Below are 16529 nucleotides of genomic sequence, written 5' to 3'. Positions count from 1 at the left end.
GCGTGGCCGAGCGTCCTGGCAATCCCTTTACACAAGGAAAACCGCATGTCCAACAATACCCGCACCAAGATTTGGGTCGGCGTCGGTGCCTCCGTTCTGCTGGGCACCAGCGCGGCCAGCTGGGCCGAGGCACCGGCCGACTACACCCAGGGCCCCGACAGCTTGATGCTCGCCTACGCCGACCATGGCGGTGAAGGTGGCGAAGGCGCCGAGGGTGGCGAAGCCGGCCACCACCACGAAGGTGGCGAAGGCGGCGAGGGTGGCGAAGCCGGCCACCACCAGGAAGGTGGTGAAGGCGGCGAGGGCGGTGAAGCCGGCCACCACCAGGAAGGTGGTGAAGGTGGCGAAGGTGGCGAAGGTGGCGAAGGCAGCGCCGCGGCCGATCCCTTCGCGGTGTTCGCCTACCTGAATGCCTCCGCCGGTGGTGAAGGCGGCGAAGGCGGTGAAGGTGGTGAAGGTGGTGAAGGTGGCGAAGGTGGCGAAGGTGGCGAAGCCGGCCATGCCATCGACGCCAGCAACCCCGGCGTCTACTACACCAACCTGGCCATGATGAAGGGCCACCTGGCCGTCGCCCGGGAGCTCTACCAGGCCGGCGAGCAGACCGCTGCCCAGCCGCACTTCGGCCATCCCCTTCAGGAGCACTACGAGCCCCTGGAGCCGGCCTTCGAGACCCGTGGCGTTGCGCCATTCGAGGATACGCTCCAGGCCCTGGCCGATCAGGCTCGCGAGGGCGGCGAGTGGGGGGAGCATGCCGGCGCCTACCAGGCCGCCCTGGCCGCCATCGACACCGCTATGCAGGACGTCGATGGTGAGCTGCGCGAGGATGTAGCCTTCCAGGGTCGCGTCCAGCTGGCCTTGCTGCGCCAGGCGGTGCATGAGTACGAGGAAGCCGTGGACGACGGCCAGTTCGTCAACGTGCCGGAGTACCAGGACGGGCGTGGTTTCATGCTGACCGCCAAGGCGCAGCTCGAACAGCAGGCCGAACTCTTCCAGGCCAGCGACGAGGCGGCCTACGAGGAACTGATGGCGGCCTATGACGAGGCGATGGCGGCCTGGCCTTCCGCGGAGGCGCCCGAGGCCCCGGTGATGAGCTACGGTGAGCTGTCGTCCAGCACCTTCAAGCTGGAATCGTTGCTCGGCCGCTACTGAGCCATTGGCGCCGCCGAGCGGCGCCTCGGAGGGGCTTCCCTCGTCAATCAAAAGGCCCGCCCCGGATGTCTTCCGGGGCGGGCCTGTTTGTGGGTGCCTCGGCATCAGCCCCGTTCGATCGCCGGCCGGGTCTGGCGCGATTCACGCACCAGCGAGACCAGCACCCCGGCGGTCATGATCAGGATGACCCCGCTCAGCGGAAGTGCCGCGGCGATCAGCGCCGTCTGCAACGCCTTGAGACCGCCGGCCACCAGCAGCACGGCGGCCACCAGGCCGATCACCACCCCCCAGAAGACCCGGAAACGCTGGGGCGGCTCGTCGTTGCCCAGCGACAGGATGGTGGTCAGCACCAGGGTGCCGGAATCCGAGGAGGTGACGAACCAGCTCATCAGCAGGAAGACCATCATCGCCGAGAGCAGCCAGCCGAGGGTACCGGTGCCGGCGATGCCGTCGGCGCTGGCGAACAGGGCGGCCGGGAGGTCCCAGGCATTGACCAGCTCGATGATGCCCGCGTTGCCCGCGGCGTCGAGCTCCTGGTGCAGCGCGTTGCCGCCGAAGATGACCAGCCAGACGAAGATGATCAGGGTCGGCACCAGCAGCACGCCGAGCACGAACTCGCGCAGGGTGCGGCCCCGGGAGATGCGGGCGATGAACAGCCCGACGAAGGGCGCCCAGGCCAGCCACCAGCCCCAGTAGAAGATGGTCCAGGCTTGCTGCCAGGCGGCTGGGCCGGGCTCGTCGGCGTACCACAGGCCCATGGGGATGAAGTTGGCGGCGTAGTCGAGCAGGGTCTCGCCGAAGGCCTGGACCAGCCACAGGGTGGGGCCGCCGAGCAGGAAGGCGCCGACCACCAGCACCGAGACCCAGATATTGAGCTCGGAGATGATCTTGATGCCCTTCTGGACGCCGGACACCACCGAGAGGATGGAGACGGCCGAGATCACCGCGATCAGCACCAGTTGCGTCTCCAGGCCGTCGCTGATGCCGACCAGCCGCTCCAGGCCCACGGCCATCTGGCTGACGCCGAGGCCCAGCGAGGTGGCCACACCGAAGACGCAGCCCAGCACCCCGAGGATGTCGACCGCATGGCCGATCGGCCCGTAGATGCGCTCGCCGATAAAGGGATAGAGCGCGGAGCGAAGCGCCAGCGGCAACCCCTTGCGATAGGCGAAATAGGCCAGCGACAGGCCGACGATCACGTAGATGGCCCAGCCGTGCAGCCCCCAGTGGAAGACCGAGACACGCAGGGCGTCGATGGCCCGCTCATGGCCCAGGGTCGTGGCGCCGGCCATGTCGGCGTGGGGGTTGTTGGGGTAGCCGAAGGCGCCGCTGTCATCCAGGTAGAAGACGGGCTCGGCGACGCCGAAGAACAGGATGCCGATGCCGATGCCGGCGGAGAACAGCATCGAGAACCAGGCGAAGTTGCTGAACGCCGGGCGACTGTCGTCGGGGCCGAGGCGGATGCTGCCATGGCGGCTGACGACGATGACCGCACAGACGGCCAGCAGCAGCATCACGGTGACCAGGTAGTAGCCGCTGAAGGTGCTCTCGATCCAGCCTCGGGCCGTGCCGAAGACGCTGCCGGCCACATCGGAGCCGAGTCCGGTGAACAGCACGAACGCCAGTACCAGGCAGGCCGAGGTGATGGTCATGCCGCGATGCATGCCCTGGAAGAGCCCGCTCTGGGACAGCTCGGTCACCATGTAGTCCGTGGTCGTCTCGGTGTGCGGGCGCGCGTCGCGCGCCGGGGGTGTGGGGGGCGTTGGGGTAGCGATAAGCCGTTTCCTCTTGGGCCGGGCCTCGGGCCGGCGATCCCGTGGTCCGCCCGGCGCCGGCCGGGCGGTTATTTGTCTAGAAGAGTTGCTGTCCAAATGCCTGAGGGGATGAGCGCCGGGGACAAGTCGGAGCGAGGGTCTTTTGCCATGGACGGCAAAAGTAGCGCCCATGGAAGGGTTTACAGCGCCCTCGCGCAGGCTTGTCGCCGGGAAAGCTCAATACTTTCGGGGTGTGATCGTCAGCGCCCGGCGGGCAGGCCGATGCGGCGACCGGCGAGTTCCGGCCAGGCATCGGCGGCCGCTGCCGGCAGCGCGCCGATGGCGGTTGCCACGGCCTCCGGGAAGGGCGCGGGACGGCCGGCCTCGCTGTCGATGCCCATCAGCATCTGCTCGCTGGTGGCCAGCAGGATGCCCTCGCCGTCGCGCAGCTCGAAGAACACGTGCAGGCGCTTGGCATCGCGGTCCAGCACCGTCACCTCGACCGCCAGCGGCTGGCCCTCGTGGGCCTCGCGGCGGTAGCAGAGGTGGGTCTCCAGGGTGTAGATGGTGTAGCCGTGGCGGCGCCGGCCGGCCGCGTCGAGGCCGATGGCATCCATCAGCGCCTCCACGCCCAGGGAGAACACCCGGGCGTACTCGGCGTCGTTCATGTGGCCGTTGTAGTCGACCCACTGCGGGGCGACGCGGGTCTCGAGCAGTGCCATCAGATGCGTCCCTCCAGGCCCTCGGCCTCGGGCCAGTACTTCTGCACCAGGTCGAGCAGCTCGACCAGGAAAGCATCGCGGCGGCGGTCGAGCTCGGCCACCGGGCGGTCGGCGGCCTGGTACTCGCAGCCCGCGACCACCTTGTCGATGAGCTCATCGGTGAGCTCCGGGGCCTCGAGCCTGGTCCAGGGCAGCTTCAGCGCCGGGCCGAACTGCTCGAGCATATGGCGCATGCCCTGCTCGCCGCCGGCCAGGTGGAAGGTCAGGAAGGTGCCCATCAGCGACCAGCGCAGCCCGCAGCCGTAGACCACGGCGGCGTCCACCTCCTCGGTGGTGGCCACGCCGTCGTTGACCAGGTGCAGGGCCTCGCGCCACAGCGCCTCCATCAGCCGGTCGGCGATATGGCCCTCGATCTCGCGGCGCACCACCAGCGGGCGCATGGCCAGTTCCTGGTAGAGCGCCTGGGCCCGCTCGGTGTGGCTGGCCTCGGTGGCCTCGCCGCCCACCAGCTCCACCAGCGGCAGCAGGTAGACCGGGTTGAAGGGATGGGCGACGATCACCCGGCCAGGGACCCAGCGGCAGTCGCGCTGCAGGTCGCTGGGCTTGAAGCCCGAGGTGGAGGAGCCGATGATCGCGCTCGGATCCGCGGCGGCGTCGATGGCGGCGAGGATCTCGCGCTTGAGCTCGAGGCGCTCGGGCACGTTCTCCTGGATCAGGTCGGCGCCGGCCACCGCCTCCTCGAGGCGGCTCACGAAGGTCAGCCGTGCCGGGTCGGCCCCCTCGGCGAGACCGAGTGTCTCGAGGGACGGCCAGGCATTGTCGACGAAGGTGCGGGTGCGCTCGGCGGCCTCGGGGGCCGGGTCGAAGGCGACCACGTCCCAGCCCCGGGCCAGGGCCCGGGCGATCCAGCCGTTGCCGATGACGCCGGTGCCGATGACGGAGAGTTGACGGCTCATGCGTCACCCCCCGCGGCGGTCTCGAGCGTTTTCTTGACGATATGGCCGGTGCTCGGGTCGCGCAGCGCCAGGTGGGCGCGGGTCTCGGCCGGGGTCATGAGGCGGCCGCCGAGGTTCTCGATGATGGTGCCGGCCTTCTCGACCAGCTGGGCGTTGGTCGCCATCACGCCCTTCTCGAGGTAGAGGTTGTCCTCCAGGCCGACCCGGGCGTGGCCGCCGAGCAGCATCGCCTGGGCGACCATGGGCATCTGCTGGCGGCCGATGCCGAAGGCCGCCCAGTTGGCGTTCTCCGGCAGCTTGTTGCGCATCGCCAGCATGGTCTCGGGATCGGCCTCGGCGCCCCAGGGGATGCCCAGGCACAGCTGAAACAGCGGGTCGCCGTCGAGCAGGCCCTCCTGCTGCAGCTGGCGGGCGAACCAGACGTGGCCCAGGTCGAAGCACTCGAGCTCCGGCTTGACCCCGGCGGCCTGCACCAGGCGGGCGTGTTCGCGCAGCCAGTCGGCGGTGTTGACGTAGACCATGTCGCCGAAGTTGAGGCTGCCGCAGTCCAGGGTGCACAGCTCGGGCAGCAGTTCGCCCACCGGCGCGTGGCGCTCCCGCGGGGTCTGGATGTCGGTGCCCGGGCCGCCGCGGGTCGGGTCCGCGGCGTCCGGAACCCAGTCGCCGCCGCCGCCGGCGGTGATGTTCATGACGATGTCGGTGCCCGCCTCGCGGACCCGCTCCATCACCTCGCGGAAGTGCTCGGTGGCGTGGCTGATGCCGCCGGTCTCGGGGTCGCGCACGTGGATGTGGGCGACGCTGGCGCCGGCCTTGGCGGCGGCGATGCAGTCATCGGCGATCTGCCGGGGCGTGACCGGCACGTTGGGGTTCTTGCCGGCGGTGTCGCCGGCGCCGGTGACGGCACAGGTGAGAATGACGTTACGGTTCATGGGGACCTCCTGGGTTAGCCTGAAAGGAGTGTCCGTGATCCGGCGCCCGCGAAACGTACATCAAGCGACATTAAATTGGCACAAGGCGCCGGGTGTGGCGATCGCCGGTCTGTGCCGACGGCGTCGACCGATGTTGTCGAGGGCAGGGCGGGGGCGGAGTCGCGGCCGAGGGGCCTCGGGTGAAAGGCCGCGCGGTGATGCGCTGCCGGTAGGGGAAGGCCGAGACGCGTGCGGACTCTCAGGGAGCCGCACGCGTGGGCATCGTCTCAGGCGCGGCTATCCGCCGCCCCGGCGCCGAACATGCTGAACAGCAGTTCGCGGCCGAGATCGGTGAGCACCAGGCGCTGCTGGTCGTTGTAGGTAGCGGCGCCGCTGCTTTCCAGGGTGTGCCGGTTGCGGGGCCAATCCCGGTCGGCCGCATCCAGATGCCGGAGGGCACGGGCGTCGAGGCCTCGGTCGGGGATCGAGACGGTTTCCAGGACATGGCCCTCGCGGTAGAGCAGGGCGGCCATGTCGCAGAGGCACTGCCGCAGGCTGCGCTGTGGGGTGGCCACGGGGGATGAGGTGCTCATGGGCGCTGTCGCCCTCCTCGCGGTCGCCAATGTTGCAGTGCATTATACTGGCGGTCGAGCATTAGACCAAGGTCTAATCATTTTCGCCCTCTCGCCCGGTCCCGAGATGCAAGACGCCCCGGCCATGGCGGGCCGGGGCGTCGGGGCGGGTGTCCTGACGGGCCGGATCAGCCGTCCACGCGGCCCAGCAGCAGGAACTCCAGCAGCGCCTTCTGGGCATGCAGCCGGTTGCCGGCCTCCTGCCAGACCACGGCGCGAGGGTCGTCGAGCAGGGTCTCGCTGATCTCCTCGCCGCGGTGGGCCGGCAGGCAATGCAGGAAGAGCACGTCGTCGGCGGCGCGGTCGAGCATCGCCTCGGTGACCTGGAAGCCGGCGAAGTCGGCCTCGCGCCTGGCCTGCTCCTCTTCCTGGCCCATGGAGGCCCAGACATCGGTGGTGATCAGGTCGGCATCGACCACCGCCTGCTGGGGATCGTGGAGCAGGGTGACCCGGTCGCCGGCGGCATCGAGGATATCCTGGCGCGGTTCGTAGCCCTCCGGGCAGCAGATCCGCAGCCGGAAATCGAACTGGCGGGCGGCGTTGATCCAGGAATGGCACATGTTGTTGCCGTCGCCGATCCAGACGGCGGTGCGGCCCCGGACGCTGCCGCGCAGCTCGGTCCAGGTCATGACGTCGGCGAGCAGCTGGCAGGGATGGTAGTCGTCGGTGAGGGCGTTGATCACCGGGACCTCGCTGGCGGCCGCATAGGTCTCCAGGCTTTGGTGGGAGAAGGTGCGGATCATCACCGCGTCGACCATCTCGGCGAGCACCCGGGCGGTGTCGGCGATGGGCTCGCCGCGACCGAGCTGGGTGTCGCGGGGCGACAGGAAGAGCGCATGGCCGCCGAACTGCGCCATGGCGGTCTCGAAGGAGACCCGGGTGCGCGTCGAGGACTTCTCGAAGATCATCGCCAGGGTGCGGTTGGCGAACGGCGTATAGGTCGGGCCATGGGTCTTCAGGCCGTTCTTGATCGCGATACCTCGCTGGATCAGGTGGCGCAGTTCATCCGGACTCAGGTCGAGCAGGGTCAAGAAATGGCGGGTCGCCATGGCGTCACTCCACGGGGAAAAAACGAACATCCTAGCCAGCTGCGGGGGGATGCGCAATGCGCCCGGCATCCGTACAATGGGCCTATCAACAAGGCCGACCAACGCACTCGGGTATTGCCCGGCAGCGCCCTGGTCACCACGCGATCCAGAGGGAGTGCACATGAGTACCACCGTCGAGAACATCCAGCGCCAGATCAGCGAGAACCCGATCCTGATCTACATGAAGGGCACCCCCCAGCTGCCCCAGTGCGGCTTCTCCGCCCAGACCGTCCAGGCCCTGATGGCCTGTGGCGAGCGCTTCGCCTTCGTCAACGTGCTGGACAATCCGGATATCCGCGCCGAGCTGCCCAAGGTGGCCAACTGGCCGACCTTCCCGCAGCTGTGGGTCGAGGGCGAGCTGGTCGGTGGCTGCGACATCGTCGTCGAGATGTACCAGAACGGCGAGCTGGAGCCCCTGATCAAGGACACCGCCGCCAAGCACCAGGACGATCAGCCGGAAGGCTGACCGGACTGCGTCCGGCAGCGGGAAGATCGCCCGCTTCGCGGGCGTAAGCTTGAAGCTGGAAGAAGAACACCCCCGGAGCATGGCTGCGGGGGTGTTTTCATCTTGGGGGCCGTATCATGTTGCCGCGCCTCGCGCCTTACGTCTCTTCGATGCCCTGCTCGCGCAGCGCCAGCCGCCAGCCGCCCAGGTCCTTGTAGCGGTTGACCATGGCACAGAACAGCTCGGCGGTACGCTCGGTGTCGTAGCGGGCGGAGTGGGCCGCGGTGTTGTCGAACTCGATGCCCGCGGCCCGGCAGGCCCGGGCCAGCACGGTCTGGCCGTAGATCAGGCCGGCGAGCGAGGCGGTATCGAAGCTCGAGAAGGGGTGAAAGGGGTTACGCTTGATGCCGCAGCGCTCCACGGCGGCATTCAAGAAGCCGTGGTCGAAGGCGGCGTTGTGGCCCACCAGCACCGCCCGGGTGCAGCCGTTGGCCTTGATCGCCTTGCGCACCGGGCGGAACACCTCGCCCAGCGCCTCGGCCTCGCTGACCGCTACCTGCTTCCGCAGGGGGTCGTCGAGGCGGATGCCGGTGAAATCCAGCGCCGACTGCTCGATGTTGGCTCCCTCGAAGGGCGTGACGTGGCAGGCATAGGTGGCATCCGGCATGAGGTTGCCTTCGGGGTCCATGGTCAGGGTCACGGCGGCGATCTCCAGCAGGGCATCGCGCTGGGGATTGAAGCCGCCGGTCTCCAGGTCCACCACCACGGGCAAAAAGCTGCGGAATCGCTGTGCCATGAGTTCGCGGGCGACCACCTCGCTCATGCACCTCTCCTTGTTGGGCCAACGGAATGTCTTGAAACGCGAGAGTCTACCAGCTCGGGCCCGGGGCGTCCCGTCGCCGGTATTCGCGGTGGGCCTGGCGCGCTATAATCGAGCCTTTACGTCGTTCACCTAGAAGGAGCCCCAGCATGTCCGATGTCAAGAAGGTCGTGCTCGCCTATTCCGGCGGCCTGGACACATCCGTCATCGTCAAATGGTTGCAGGAAACCTACGACTGCGAAGTGGTGACCTTCACCGCCGACATCGGCCAGGGTGAGGAAGTCGAGCCGGCACGGGCCAAGGCCGAGGCCCTGGGCGTCAAGGAAATCTACATCGAGGACCTGCGCGAGGAGTTCGTGCGCGACTACGTCTACCCGATGTTCCGCGCCAACACCATCTACGAGGGCGAGTACCTGCTCGGCACCTCCATCGCGCGCCCGCTGATCGCCCGCCGGCTGATCGAGATCGCCAACCAGACCGGTGCCGACGCCATCTCCCACGGGGCCACCGGCAAGGGCAACGACCAGGTGCGCTTCGAGCTCGGCGCCTATGCGCTGAAGCCGGGGGTCAAGGTGATCGCGCCGTGGCGGGAGTGGGACCTCAACTCCCGCGAGAAGCTGATGGCCTACTGCCAGCAGCACGATATCCCGGTGGACTTCACCGGCCAGAAGAAGAAGTCGCCGTACTCCATGGACGCCAACCTGCTGCACATCTCCTACGAGGGCGGCATCCTCGAGGATCCCTGGGCCGAGGCCGAGGAAGACATGTGGCGCTGGAGCGTGGCACCGGAGGCCGCCCCGGACACCCCCACCTACATCGAGCTGACCTTCGACAAGGGCGATATCGTGGCCATCGACGGCGTGCCGATGAAGCCCCACGAGGTGCTCTCGCGGCTCAACCAGCTGGGCGGCGACAACGGCATCGGCCGCCTCGACATCGTCGAGAACCGCTACGTGGGCATGAAGTCCCGCGGCTGCTACGAGACCCCGGGGGGCACCATCATGCTGCGTGCCCACCGCGCCATCGAGTCGATCACCCTCGACCGCGAGGAGGCCCATCTCAAGGATGAGCTGATGCCCAAGTACGCCGAGGTGATCTACAACGGCTACTGGTGGAGCCCGGAGCGCCGCATGCTGCAGGCCGCCATCGACGAGACCCAGAAGAACGTCTCCGGCGTGGTGCGCATGAAGCTCTACAAGGGCAGCGCCACCGTGGCGGGCCGCAAGTCCGACGCCTCGCTGTTCGACGAGTCCATCGCCACCTTCGAGGACGACGCCGGCGCCTACGACCAGAAGGATGCCGAGGGCTTCATCAAGCTCAACGCCCTGCGGCTGCGGATTGCCGCCGGCAAAGGCCGCCAGCAGGACTAAGGAAACGCTGATTTATTGCTGCGCTCGATATCTTGGTCGCCGGCGGTGCCGGGGCGCCGGTCCGATCGGAATCCTCATGTAGCAGGCTACACTCCGGTTCCTGTGCTCCGGCGGCAACCAACCTATCATCGCTCGCGACATAAATCAGTCGTTCCCTGGCGTCTTGGTTGACGCCGCTGTCAGGAGAGTTCTGATGCTGAAGAAGCTGCTATCCGGCCTGTTCGGCCAGGGCGTGGCCAGGTCCGGTGCCGCCGAGGGCGAGCCGGTGGCCTACAAGGGCTATCTGATCGTTCCCCAGGCCGAGGACATGGGCGGCCAGTTCCGCGTCAGCGGCTGGATCCGCAAGCCCCAGGGCGACGACGGCGAGATGCTCGAGCACCGCTTCGAGCGCTCCGACGTGGTCCCCGGCCGCGAGGCCTGCGATAGCCTGATGGTCAGCAAGGCCGAGCGGCTCATCGACGAGATGGGCGACGCCCTCTTCGACGAGCACTGACACCCTCGGCCGGACCGGACCAAGCCAGACCGATCGACGGCGCCCGCGTGGCGCCGTTTCTCGTGGCGGCGACCTTCCCGGCCGGGGAGCGCCTTCCGGCGGGGCTGCTACCCTGAAGCGGAACGCCTGCCGGAGTCCCCATGCGCCTGCTCCACCGTGCCTCGCCCTGGCGGGCCCTGCTGGCCGGGCAGGCAGCCCCGCTCGATGACCGCCTGACCGCGCTGCTGGCCCCGCTGCGCGAATCCCTCGCGCGGCTGGGGCCCGAGCCCACGCTTGCCGCGTGCCATGCCTGGCAGGCCGAGCTGGTGGATGCCCTGTCCCGGCTGGAGCTGCCGGCCTGGCGGATCGCCCAGCTGATCAGCGACCACAACGATGGCCTCTATCGCCACGCCATCGAGCTCGCCCTCAACGAGATGCGCGGCCAGGGCTGGGGGGAGCCCCCGGCGGCCTTCTGTGTCCTGACCCTGGGCTCGGCGGCGCGTCACGAGAGCCTGCTGGGGCCCGACCAGGACAACGCCATGCTGATCGCCGACTATCCGGATGCCCGCCATGGCGAGATCGACGGCTTCTTCCAGTCCCTGGGCGAGCGCTTCACCGCGCGGCTCGATGCCGCGGGGATCCCGCTGTGCCCGGGGCATGTGATGGCCCGCTGGCCGATGTGGCGCAAGCGCCTGGGGGAGTGGGAGGCCCAGCTCGCCAACTGGACCGCCGAGCGCCGGGTCAAGCGGGTGCAGCAGGCCAATATCCTGCTCGACTTCCATCCGGTCCATGGCGCGACGGCCCTGGCCGAGGCGCTGGCCGACAGCGTCGCCCGGCACGTGTCGAGGGCGTCGCTGTTCCTCGACGAGATGGCCGCACTGCTCGACGAGTCGCCGGTAGCCCTGGACCGCTTCGGGCGGCTGGCCGGAGGCGGCAAGGAGGCGCCCCACGACGGGGCCGTGGACCTGAAGCACGGCGGGCTGATCCCGCTGGTAGGGGGTGTGCGGCTGCTGGCGCTGCGCCATGGCCTGCGGGCCGTGGCGACGCGTGATCGCCTCGCCGCCCTGGTCGCCGAGGGCGCGCTCGCCGCCGGTGAGGCCGCCGAGCTGATGCGTTCCCTGGGACGTCTCCAGGCGCTGCTGCTGGAGGCCCAGCGCGGGGCCCGCCGGGAGGGACGCGCGGTGGACGGCTGGGTGGACCTCGACGGCCTCGGCGAGGACGAGCGGCTGATGCTGCGTCACGACCTCGGCGTCATTCGCCGGCTGGTACGCAGGGCGCAGGCGTCGTCGTAGGGCTTTCCTCGGGCGCCTCCGGCAGCTCCCTCGCCATCATGTGATGATGGCCTCGAGCCGTGGAACTGACTGGATCTACGAGGGCGGCCTCGTCCCGCACGGCGACCTTGTAGCGTGCCTGGCGATCCTTCGACCATACCCGCTTCAAGGCCGTGGATACGGATTGGCCCTCCAAGCGGGTGATGTCCGCCAGGCCAGGCAGAGCAGGGGGCATGGTATCCAGTCGAACCATGATGCCTGGCATTCGGTCGTTCTGGGTGCCCGGGCAGAAGGCTGGCTCGGCCTGGGCTCCCGCGTGACCTTGCAGGCCCATAACTTGTCCGTGTTGTCCTTCCTGTGCCGCTGGATCCGCTGCGGCATCGAGGCAAGAAAGCGGCAGGCATCAGGTCCTGGATAGCTTATCTGCGTATCCCCATGTGTTGGTGAGAAGCGCAGAATACGCCGGCGGAAAATGGCTAGCCAGCCCCTCGCGCATTTATTCGCTAAACTGCATGGATCGCATTGCATTGCAGGGAGGCGTACCTGTCATGGCACTCCGTTTCAGAAAACGTATCAAGCTGGCTCCTGGGCTCAGCCTCAACCTCACCAAGTCCGGCATCGGAGCTTCGGTCGGCCCTCGCGGGGCGAAGATCAGAATCAGCAAGCGCGGGGTGCACGCCCATGCCGGCATCCCCGGTACCGGGTTGTCCTATCGCACTCGCCTGGACATCCCATCGGGACGAAAGCACTCGCGTCGATCTTCTGGAGGCACTCCTGGTCCGGCCAAGCGCCTCGAGGAGTTGCTCAAGGATGGCGGGGATATTCCGGTCATCGTCGAGGTCGACGACAGTGGCCTGATCGACATCCGGGATGGCGCCGGAGGAAGCTTCGATGACGCGGAGCTTCGGGTACTGAAACGCCACATGGGAGATAGCCTGCGAGAACTGGTTCAGGCGGAGTGCGAACGGTTGAATGCGGATCTTGAGCGACTGAGCCGGGTTCACCTGGAAACGCGCCCACCCTTGGATCAACCCCGTTTCCAACGCCGTGCCTTTCGCACGCCCGAACCGCGGCCTGAGCCGCAGTTGAGAAAATCGGTATTTGCCCGATTCCTGTGGCCACCGGCCGGCCGAGCCATCGACGCCGAGAACCAGGCCCGCGACATGCGCTACCAGGAAGCCGTGGACAGCTGGCTCAGCAACAAGCAGGTCTTCGAGCAACACGAGATGCGCCGCCAGAAACGCGACACCGACTGGGTGCGCCATGACCTCGATGCCATGGGTGAGGTCCTCGAGGACTATCTCGGTGAGACCCCCTGGCCTCGCGAGACCGCCATCAGCTTCGACCTGGGCGATAACGCCGCGACGGTGGCGATCGACATCGAGCTGCCGCGGGAAGAGGCGTTCCCCGATAGCGAATGGTCGATGCTGGCGAGCCAGCTCAAGGTCAGCCGCAAGGCAGTCCCCGCCAGGCGTCGGCGCCAGCTCTACCGGGACTATGCCCATGGCGTGGCCATGCGCGTGCTCGGCGAAGTCTTCCACCGGCTGCCCAGCGTGAAAGTGGCCATGTTGTCCGCCTATACCGATATGCTAGATAAGGCGACGGGGAACCACGAGGAGACCTACCGGTACAGCGTCCTGGTGCCCAAACCGGCATGGCAGGCGATCAACTTCGCGGCACTGGACCAGGTAGACCCGGTCCAGGTCCTCGAGGCCTTCGAGCTCAGGCGCAAGATGACCAAGACCGGGCTCTTCAAACCCATCACGCCTTTCACCCCAGCGGAGCTCGACCAGGCGGCGTCGCGCAGTGCTATCTGATATCGGATCCGGACGCAAGGTCAGCAAGCCACATGGCAACCGAACAACCAGCGAATGCCGCAACCCCCCGCCGCCCGGTATACCGGCCTGGACCGAGCTTGGCCAGCAGGGTGGGCTCGATCCCTTGGGCATGCAAGATGGAAGAGACACCATTGGATGCGTACTCACAGGGCGTTGTCGAGGATGGCTATCGCGGTGAGCAGGAGGTCGAGCATAACGGCTACCGAGCCGGCAAGCTGATGCGTGATCAGCTGGCGCCGCACTTGCCAGGAATCGAGTTTCATGCCGAGACTCTGGGACGTGATGCCGCCCGGCTCGAGGCCGTCAGGCAGTAGATGCCCCTGACGGCTGCCCTGGGCCGCTGTCGCCAGCGTTCACCGGAGCCCTCTGGTGATGGATGGATGTTATACCGTTAACCGACGGCCAGACCGCGCCGCGATCTTGCCCACCGCATCTACGTGGCGTGTCCGCCCTGATGGGGCCCAGCGTCGGCAGCGGACTATTGAACGGTGTGACCTCCCTGAACATTGCCCCATGAGCCGAATAGAGGCATTATTCGGCTCATGAGGTGAGCCGATATAGAAGCGCATTCGGCTCACCAGCAGTCGCAGGGAGCCTCCGTATAACCGCCAACTCAACAACCTGGATCTGGCAGCATCCCGATTGGCCCCATTTCACCTGGCAAGAGGCGGAGGTGCAGCCGCGGGTGCAGCGCTGCTGGCGCAACCTGGGGGTGTTGCTGGGGCGTGCCGGCGCGCTGCCTGTCGGGGACAACCCGGCAGACGAAGCGAAGGCGGCCCTGGATACCTTGCTGCAGAATATCGTCACCTCCTCGGCGATAGAGGGCGAGCAACTTGACGCGGCCTGTGTTCGTTCTTCGCTGGCACGCCGCCTCGGCGTGGACGAGGCCAACGGTTCCCCGTCCCCACGGTCGGAAGGCCTGGCGGATCTGATGCTGGATGCCACGGATCGGCCGGAGTCACCATTGAATGTCGATCGGCTGTTCCAGTGGCACCGCTGGCTGTTCCCGGAGGCCGACAGCTCCCTGGTGGTACTGAAGCCCGGCGAGTTTCTGGATTGGTTCGAGGCCAGTCGTCATGACCCAACCCTCGATCCGCTCCTGCGCGCCGGTCTGGCGCACTTCTGGTTCGTGACACTTCACCCCTTTGAAGATGGCAATGGGCGTATTGCCCGGGCCATTGCCGATCGCGCGCTGGCCCAGGCCGATCGGCAGGGGATTCGTCTGTATGCCATGTCCGCCGCAATCCTCGAGCGCCGCACGGACTACTACCATTGCCAGGAATCCAGTCAACGAGGGGCGCCGGATCTCACTGCGTGGTTGTCGTGGTTTCTGGACACCCTGGATGCCACGCTACTGGGCGCGCTGGCGCGGATCGACCGCACCCTGGCCAAGGCGCGTTTCTGGCAACGCTTCCATGATGCCGGGCTCCTCCCCGAACAGATCAAGGTGCTCAACCGGTTGCTCGATGGCGGGGAGAGGGGCTTCGAGCAGGGCATCAGCGCTTCCCAGTACGCCAAGGTTGCCAAGGTGAGCAAGGCGACGGCCACCCGTCACCTGGCATCACTCCTCGAGAAGGGATGCATCATGAAGCTACCGGGGGGCGGGCGAAGCACGCGCTATCGAGTCGCCACGATGGGCCAGGCCGAGTCGCCTTAGCACACATGAGCCGGTGATCGTGGATTCCGCCTGAGCGAGTTACTGCGCGGCGGATTCCGTCTTCCCCTGGACGGTGACGCGGCGTGGGTGCACCCCCGGGATGACGAGGCCTGCCACCGCTGCGGGCCGGGGTGGTGGCCGTCACCGACAACAGCGTGTTCGCCACCTTGCGCGGAGGCCAGGAGGACAACCGCCTGTCCAGCATTCTCGTGGTGGAACGCGACACCGGCTGGATAGAGCCCCTTGGAGTGGTCCATGAGAGCCGTGACTCCATGGGCGGTCGCGACATTTCTTGTGAGGTCGATCTAGGCATTGGATACGATGGAGCATCGTTGCGACACCATGCCGGTTGATGGGGTGTACGTAACCCTTGCAACTGACATCTTGTCGGATAGCAGGTGGCGTTGGTGTTTGTACATTGAACGCATGGCCACCGAGCGGGATTTGGAAGAAGCGACCTATCTGGAGAACGAGGGGGATACGCTATGGTGTGCTGCCGTTGGCATCAGCCACTGCCCCTACTGCGGTGACGCTCTGCCAGGCACATCTGTTCCAACACAGCGAGAAGCTGCCATCACCATGATCGACTATCGCTTCAGCTGGTATGGACGCTGATGATACGATGCGCAGGGTTGTCAATTGACAACCTGTGTGGATGCGCCCTATGCTGGCTTCAGGAGCCTGGATGACACGATCTCGCCATAGCAAGAAGGAAATAGAGGCAGCCCTGGTGTATGCCGAGGCGCGCGGCTGGCGAGTTGAGCCAGCGTCCGGACACGCCTGGGGACGCCTGTACTGTCCCTATAACGATACTGAATGCCGCTGTGGCGAGTTCTGCATCGTGAGTGTGTGGAGCACGCCGTGTCGTCGCCAACTGCACGGGTAATCCATCCTCCGAGGAGGACGACAAACCATGACGCACTATGGCTTTACCCTGAAATTTGCCGTTCCTGATGCGCTCGAGATGGAGACGCTGGAAACCCGTCTCTTTGAGGCCGGCTGCGACGATGCGCTGGTTGGGCTCGGGCAGAAAGGCCGCCTGGCCCTGCAGTTTTCCCGAGAAGCGGCCTCGGCCGAGGAAGCGATCACCAGCGCCATGGCGGATGTGAAACATGCCATACCAGAGGCGCGCCTGATCGAAGCCGGCCCCGACCTGGTGGGTGTGACGGATATCGCGGAGCTATTCGCGTTCAGCCGCCAGAATATGCGCAAGTTGCTGCAGTCACACCTGGCGACCTTTCCGTTGCCGCTGCATGAGGGGCGCGCCTCGCTTTGGCACCTGGCCGAGGTGCTGGAGTGGTTTCGTACCCATCAGCACAAGGCTATCGATGAGGTCCTGAGTGAGGTGGCGCGAGTCAGCATGCAGGCCAACGTTGCTCGCGAGACTCGTCGCCTGCCGCCAGAGGAGATCCGGCGCTTCGACGCGCTGGCCTCATGATCCCGCTCT

The 16529-nt window shown here is 67.0% G+C and carries 16 protein-coding genes; 8 read left to right on the top strand and 8 right to left on the bottom strand.

Translation table 11 applies throughout. The features are described 5' to 3' along the window. Positions 1–45 precede the first annotated feature (45 nt). Positions 46–1149, top strand: coding sequence for a hypothetical protein (locus FHR97_RS14595; protein ID WP_183384620.1), 1104 nt, complete (start codon positions 46–48; stop codon positions 1147–1149). 104 nt (positions 1150–1253) lie between these two features. Here the strand turns inward: FHR97_RS14595 and FHR97_RS14590 are convergent, their stop codons facing one another. From FHR97_RS14590 to argF, 6 genes are all read right to left on the bottom strand, one after another. Beyond that, positions 1254–2852, bottom strand: coding sequence for a BCCT family transporter (locus FHR97_RS14590; protein WP_183384529.1), 1599 nt, complete (start codon positions 2850–2852; stop codon positions 1254–1256). Between the two features lie 311 nt (positions 2853–3163). After that, positions 3164–3625, bottom strand: coding sequence for a thioesterase family protein (locus tag FHR97_RS14585; RefSeq protein WP_183384528.1), 462 nt, complete (start codon positions 3623–3625; stop codon positions 3164–3166). After that, positions 3625–4581: an L-carnitine dehydrogenase gene (locus FHR97_RS14580; RefSeq protein ID WP_183384527.1), complete on the bottom strand. Its 957-nt coding sequence runs from the start codon at positions 4579–4581 to the stop codon at positions 3625–3627. The genes FHR97_RS14585 and FHR97_RS14580 overlap by 1 nt, the downstream gene beginning before the upstream one ends. Further along, a complete protein-coding gene (locus tag FHR97_RS14575) occupies positions 4578–5510 on the bottom strand; it encodes a beta-keto acid cleavage family enzyme (RefSeq protein WP_183384526.1) in 933 nt (310 codons plus the stop codon). The genes FHR97_RS14580 and FHR97_RS14575 overlap by 4 nt, the downstream gene beginning before the upstream one ends. 266 nt (positions 5511–5776) lie before the next feature. Next, a complete protein-coding gene (locus FHR97_RS14570; RefSeq protein ID WP_183384525.1) occupies positions 5777–6082 on the bottom strand; it encodes a hypothetical protein in 306 nt (101 codons plus the stop codon). Between the two features lie 167 nt (positions 6083–6249). Next, positions 6250–7170: an ornithine carbamoyltransferase gene (gene argF, locus FHR97_RS14565; RefSeq protein WP_183384524.1), complete on the bottom strand. Its 921-nt coding sequence runs from the start codon at positions 7168–7170 to the stop codon at positions 6250–6252. Positions 7171–7330: 160 nt separating this feature from the next. Between argF and FHR97_RS14560 the strand changes: the two genes are divergently transcribed. After that, positions 7331–7675 (top strand): Grx4 family monothiol glutaredoxin, encoded by a 345-nt coding sequence (locus tag FHR97_RS14560; RefSeq protein WP_183384523.1) that lies wholly within the window; start codon positions 7331–7333, stop codon positions 7673–7675. Positions 7676–7811: 136 nt separating this feature from the next. Here FHR97_RS14560 and rnt read toward each other — a convergent pair whose 3' ends face one another. Then, the gene (gene rnt, locus FHR97_RS14555; protein ID WP_183384522.1) at positions 7812–8477 is read right to left on the bottom strand and encodes a ribonuclease T; all 666 of its coding nucleotides are present in this window, start codon (positions 8475–8477) and stop codon (positions 7812–7814) included. 146 nt (positions 8478–8623) lie between these two features. On the opposite strand from rnt, the gene FHR97_RS14550 reads away from it, so the two are divergent. The 3 genes from FHR97_RS14550 (at position 8624) to FHR97_RS14540 (ending at position 11608) form a co-directional block, all read left to right on the top strand. Continuing rightward, entirely contained in the window at positions 8624–9844 is a 1221-nt protein-coding gene (locus FHR97_RS14550; protein ID WP_183384521.1) for an argininosuccinate synthase, read from the top strand. Positions 9845–10037: 193 nt separating this feature from the next. After that, positions 10038–10337: an HlyU family transcriptional regulator gene (locus FHR97_RS14545; protein WP_183384520.1), complete on the top strand. Its 300-nt coding sequence runs from the start codon at positions 10038–10040 to the stop codon at positions 10335–10337. Positions 10338–10477: 140 nt separating this feature from the next. Continuing rightward, complete coding sequence (locus FHR97_RS14540) at positions 10478–11608, top strand: DUF294 nucleotidyltransferase-like domain-containing protein (protein ID WP_183384519.1); 1131 nt, start codon at positions 10478–10480, stop codon at positions 11606–11608. Here the strand turns inward: FHR97_RS14540 and FHR97_RS20740 are convergent. Then, a complete protein-coding gene (locus tag FHR97_RS20740) occupies positions 11568–11822 on the bottom strand; it encodes a P-loop NTPase family protein (RefSeq protein WP_425486095.1) in 255 nt (84 codons plus the stop codon). The two genes, FHR97_RS14540 and FHR97_RS20740, sit on opposite strands and share 41 nt — an antisense overlap. A gap of 313 nt (positions 11823–12135) precedes the next feature. Here FHR97_RS20740 and FHR97_RS14530 point away from each other — a divergent pair, with 313 nt between their 5' ends. The 3 genes from FHR97_RS14530 to FHR97_RS14520 all read left to right on the top strand — a co-directional run bounded on the left by FHR97_RS14530 (position 12136) and on the right by FHR97_RS14520 (position 16520). Beyond that, entirely contained in the window at positions 12136–13404 is a 1269-nt protein-coding gene (locus FHR97_RS14530) for a DUF4236 domain-containing protein (RefSeq protein WP_183384517.1), read from the top strand. 694 nt (positions 13405–14098) lie between these two features. Next, a complete protein-coding gene (locus FHR97_RS14525; RefSeq protein ID WP_425486094.1) occupies positions 14099–15082 on the top strand; it encodes a Fic family protein in 984 nt (327 codons plus the stop codon). Between the two features lie 913 nt (positions 15083–15995). Next, positions 15996–16520 carry a helix-turn-helix transcriptional regulator gene (locus FHR97_RS14520; protein WP_183384516.1) on the top strand — a complete coding sequence of 175 codons (525 nt, stop codon included), beginning with the start codon at positions 15996–15998 and terminating at the stop codon, positions 16518–16520. Positions 16521–16529 lie beyond the last annotated feature (9 nt).

The organism is Halomonas stenophila (assembly GCF_014192275.1).
GTDB classification, from domain to species: domain Bacteria; phylum Pseudomonadota; class Gammaproteobacteria; order Pseudomonadales; family Halomonadaceae; genus Halomonas; species Halomonas stenophila.
Note: the sequence above shows the minus strand (reverse complement) of the source record. Positions and strands in the feature narration are given on the sequence as shown.

What these genes read in the sequence shown, in the direction of transcription:
- FHR97_RS14570 (WP_183384525.1), bottom strand. Translation starts at nt 6,082, where the DNA reads ATGAGCACCTCATCCCCCGTGGCCACCCCACAGCGCAGCCTGCGGCAG.
- FHR97_RS14595 (WP_183384620.1), top strand. Translation starts at nt 46, where the DNA reads ATGTCCAACAATACCCGCACCAAGATTTGGGTCGGCGTCGGTGCCTCC.
- argF (WP_183384524.1), bottom strand. Translation starts at nt 7,170, where the DNA reads ATGGCGACCCGCCATTTCTTGACCCTGCTCGACCTGAGTCCGGATGAA.
- FHR97_RS20740 (WP_425486095.1), bottom strand. Translation starts at nt 11,822, where the DNA reads ATGCCCCCTGCTCTGCCTGGCCTGGCGGACATCACCCGCTTGGAGGGC.
- FHR97_RS14520 (WP_183384516.1), top strand. Translation starts at nt 15,996, where the DNA reads ATGACGCACTATGGCTTTACCCTGAAATTTGCCGTTCCTGATGCGCTC.
- FHR97_RS14560 (WP_183384523.1), top strand. Translation starts at nt 7,331, where the DNA reads ATGAGTACCACCGTCGAGAACATCCAGCGCCAGATCAGCGAGAACCCG.
- rnt (WP_183384522.1), bottom strand. Translation starts at nt 8,477, where the DNA reads ATGAGCGAGGTGGTCGCCCGCGAACTCATGGCACAGCGATTCCGCAGC.
- FHR97_RS14550 (WP_183384521.1), top strand. Translation starts at nt 8,624, where the DNA reads ATGTCCGATGTCAAGAAGGTCGTGCTCGCCTATTCCGGCGGCCTGGAC.
- FHR97_RS14575 (WP_183384526.1), bottom strand. Translation starts at nt 5,510, where the DNA reads ATGAACCGTAACGTCATTCTCACCTGTGCCGTCACCGGCGCCGGCGAC.
- FHR97_RS14540 (WP_183384519.1), top strand. Translation starts at nt 10,478, where the DNA reads ATGCGCCTGCTCCACCGTGCCTCGCCCTGGCGGGCCCTGCTGGCCGGG.
- FHR97_RS14545 (WP_183384520.1), top strand. Translation starts at nt 10,038, where the DNA reads ATGCTGAAGAAGCTGCTATCCGGCCTGTTCGGCCAGGGCGTGGCCAGG.
- FHR97_RS14580 (WP_183384527.1), bottom strand. Translation starts at nt 4,581, where the DNA reads ATGAGCCGTCAACTCTCCGTCATCGGCACCGGCGTCATCGGCAACGGC.
- FHR97_RS14590 (WP_183384529.1), bottom strand. Translation starts at nt 2,852, where the DNA reads ATGGTGACCGAGCTGTCCCAGAGCGGGCTCTTCCAGGGCATGCATCGC.
- FHR97_RS14530 (WP_183384517.1), top strand. Translation starts at nt 12,136, where the DNA reads ATGGCACTCCGTTTCAGAAAACGTATCAAGCTGGCTCCTGGGCTCAGC.
- FHR97_RS14585 (WP_183384528.1), bottom strand. Translation starts at nt 3,625, where the DNA reads ATGGCACTGCTCGAGACCCGCGTCGCCCCGCAGTGGGTCGACTACAAC.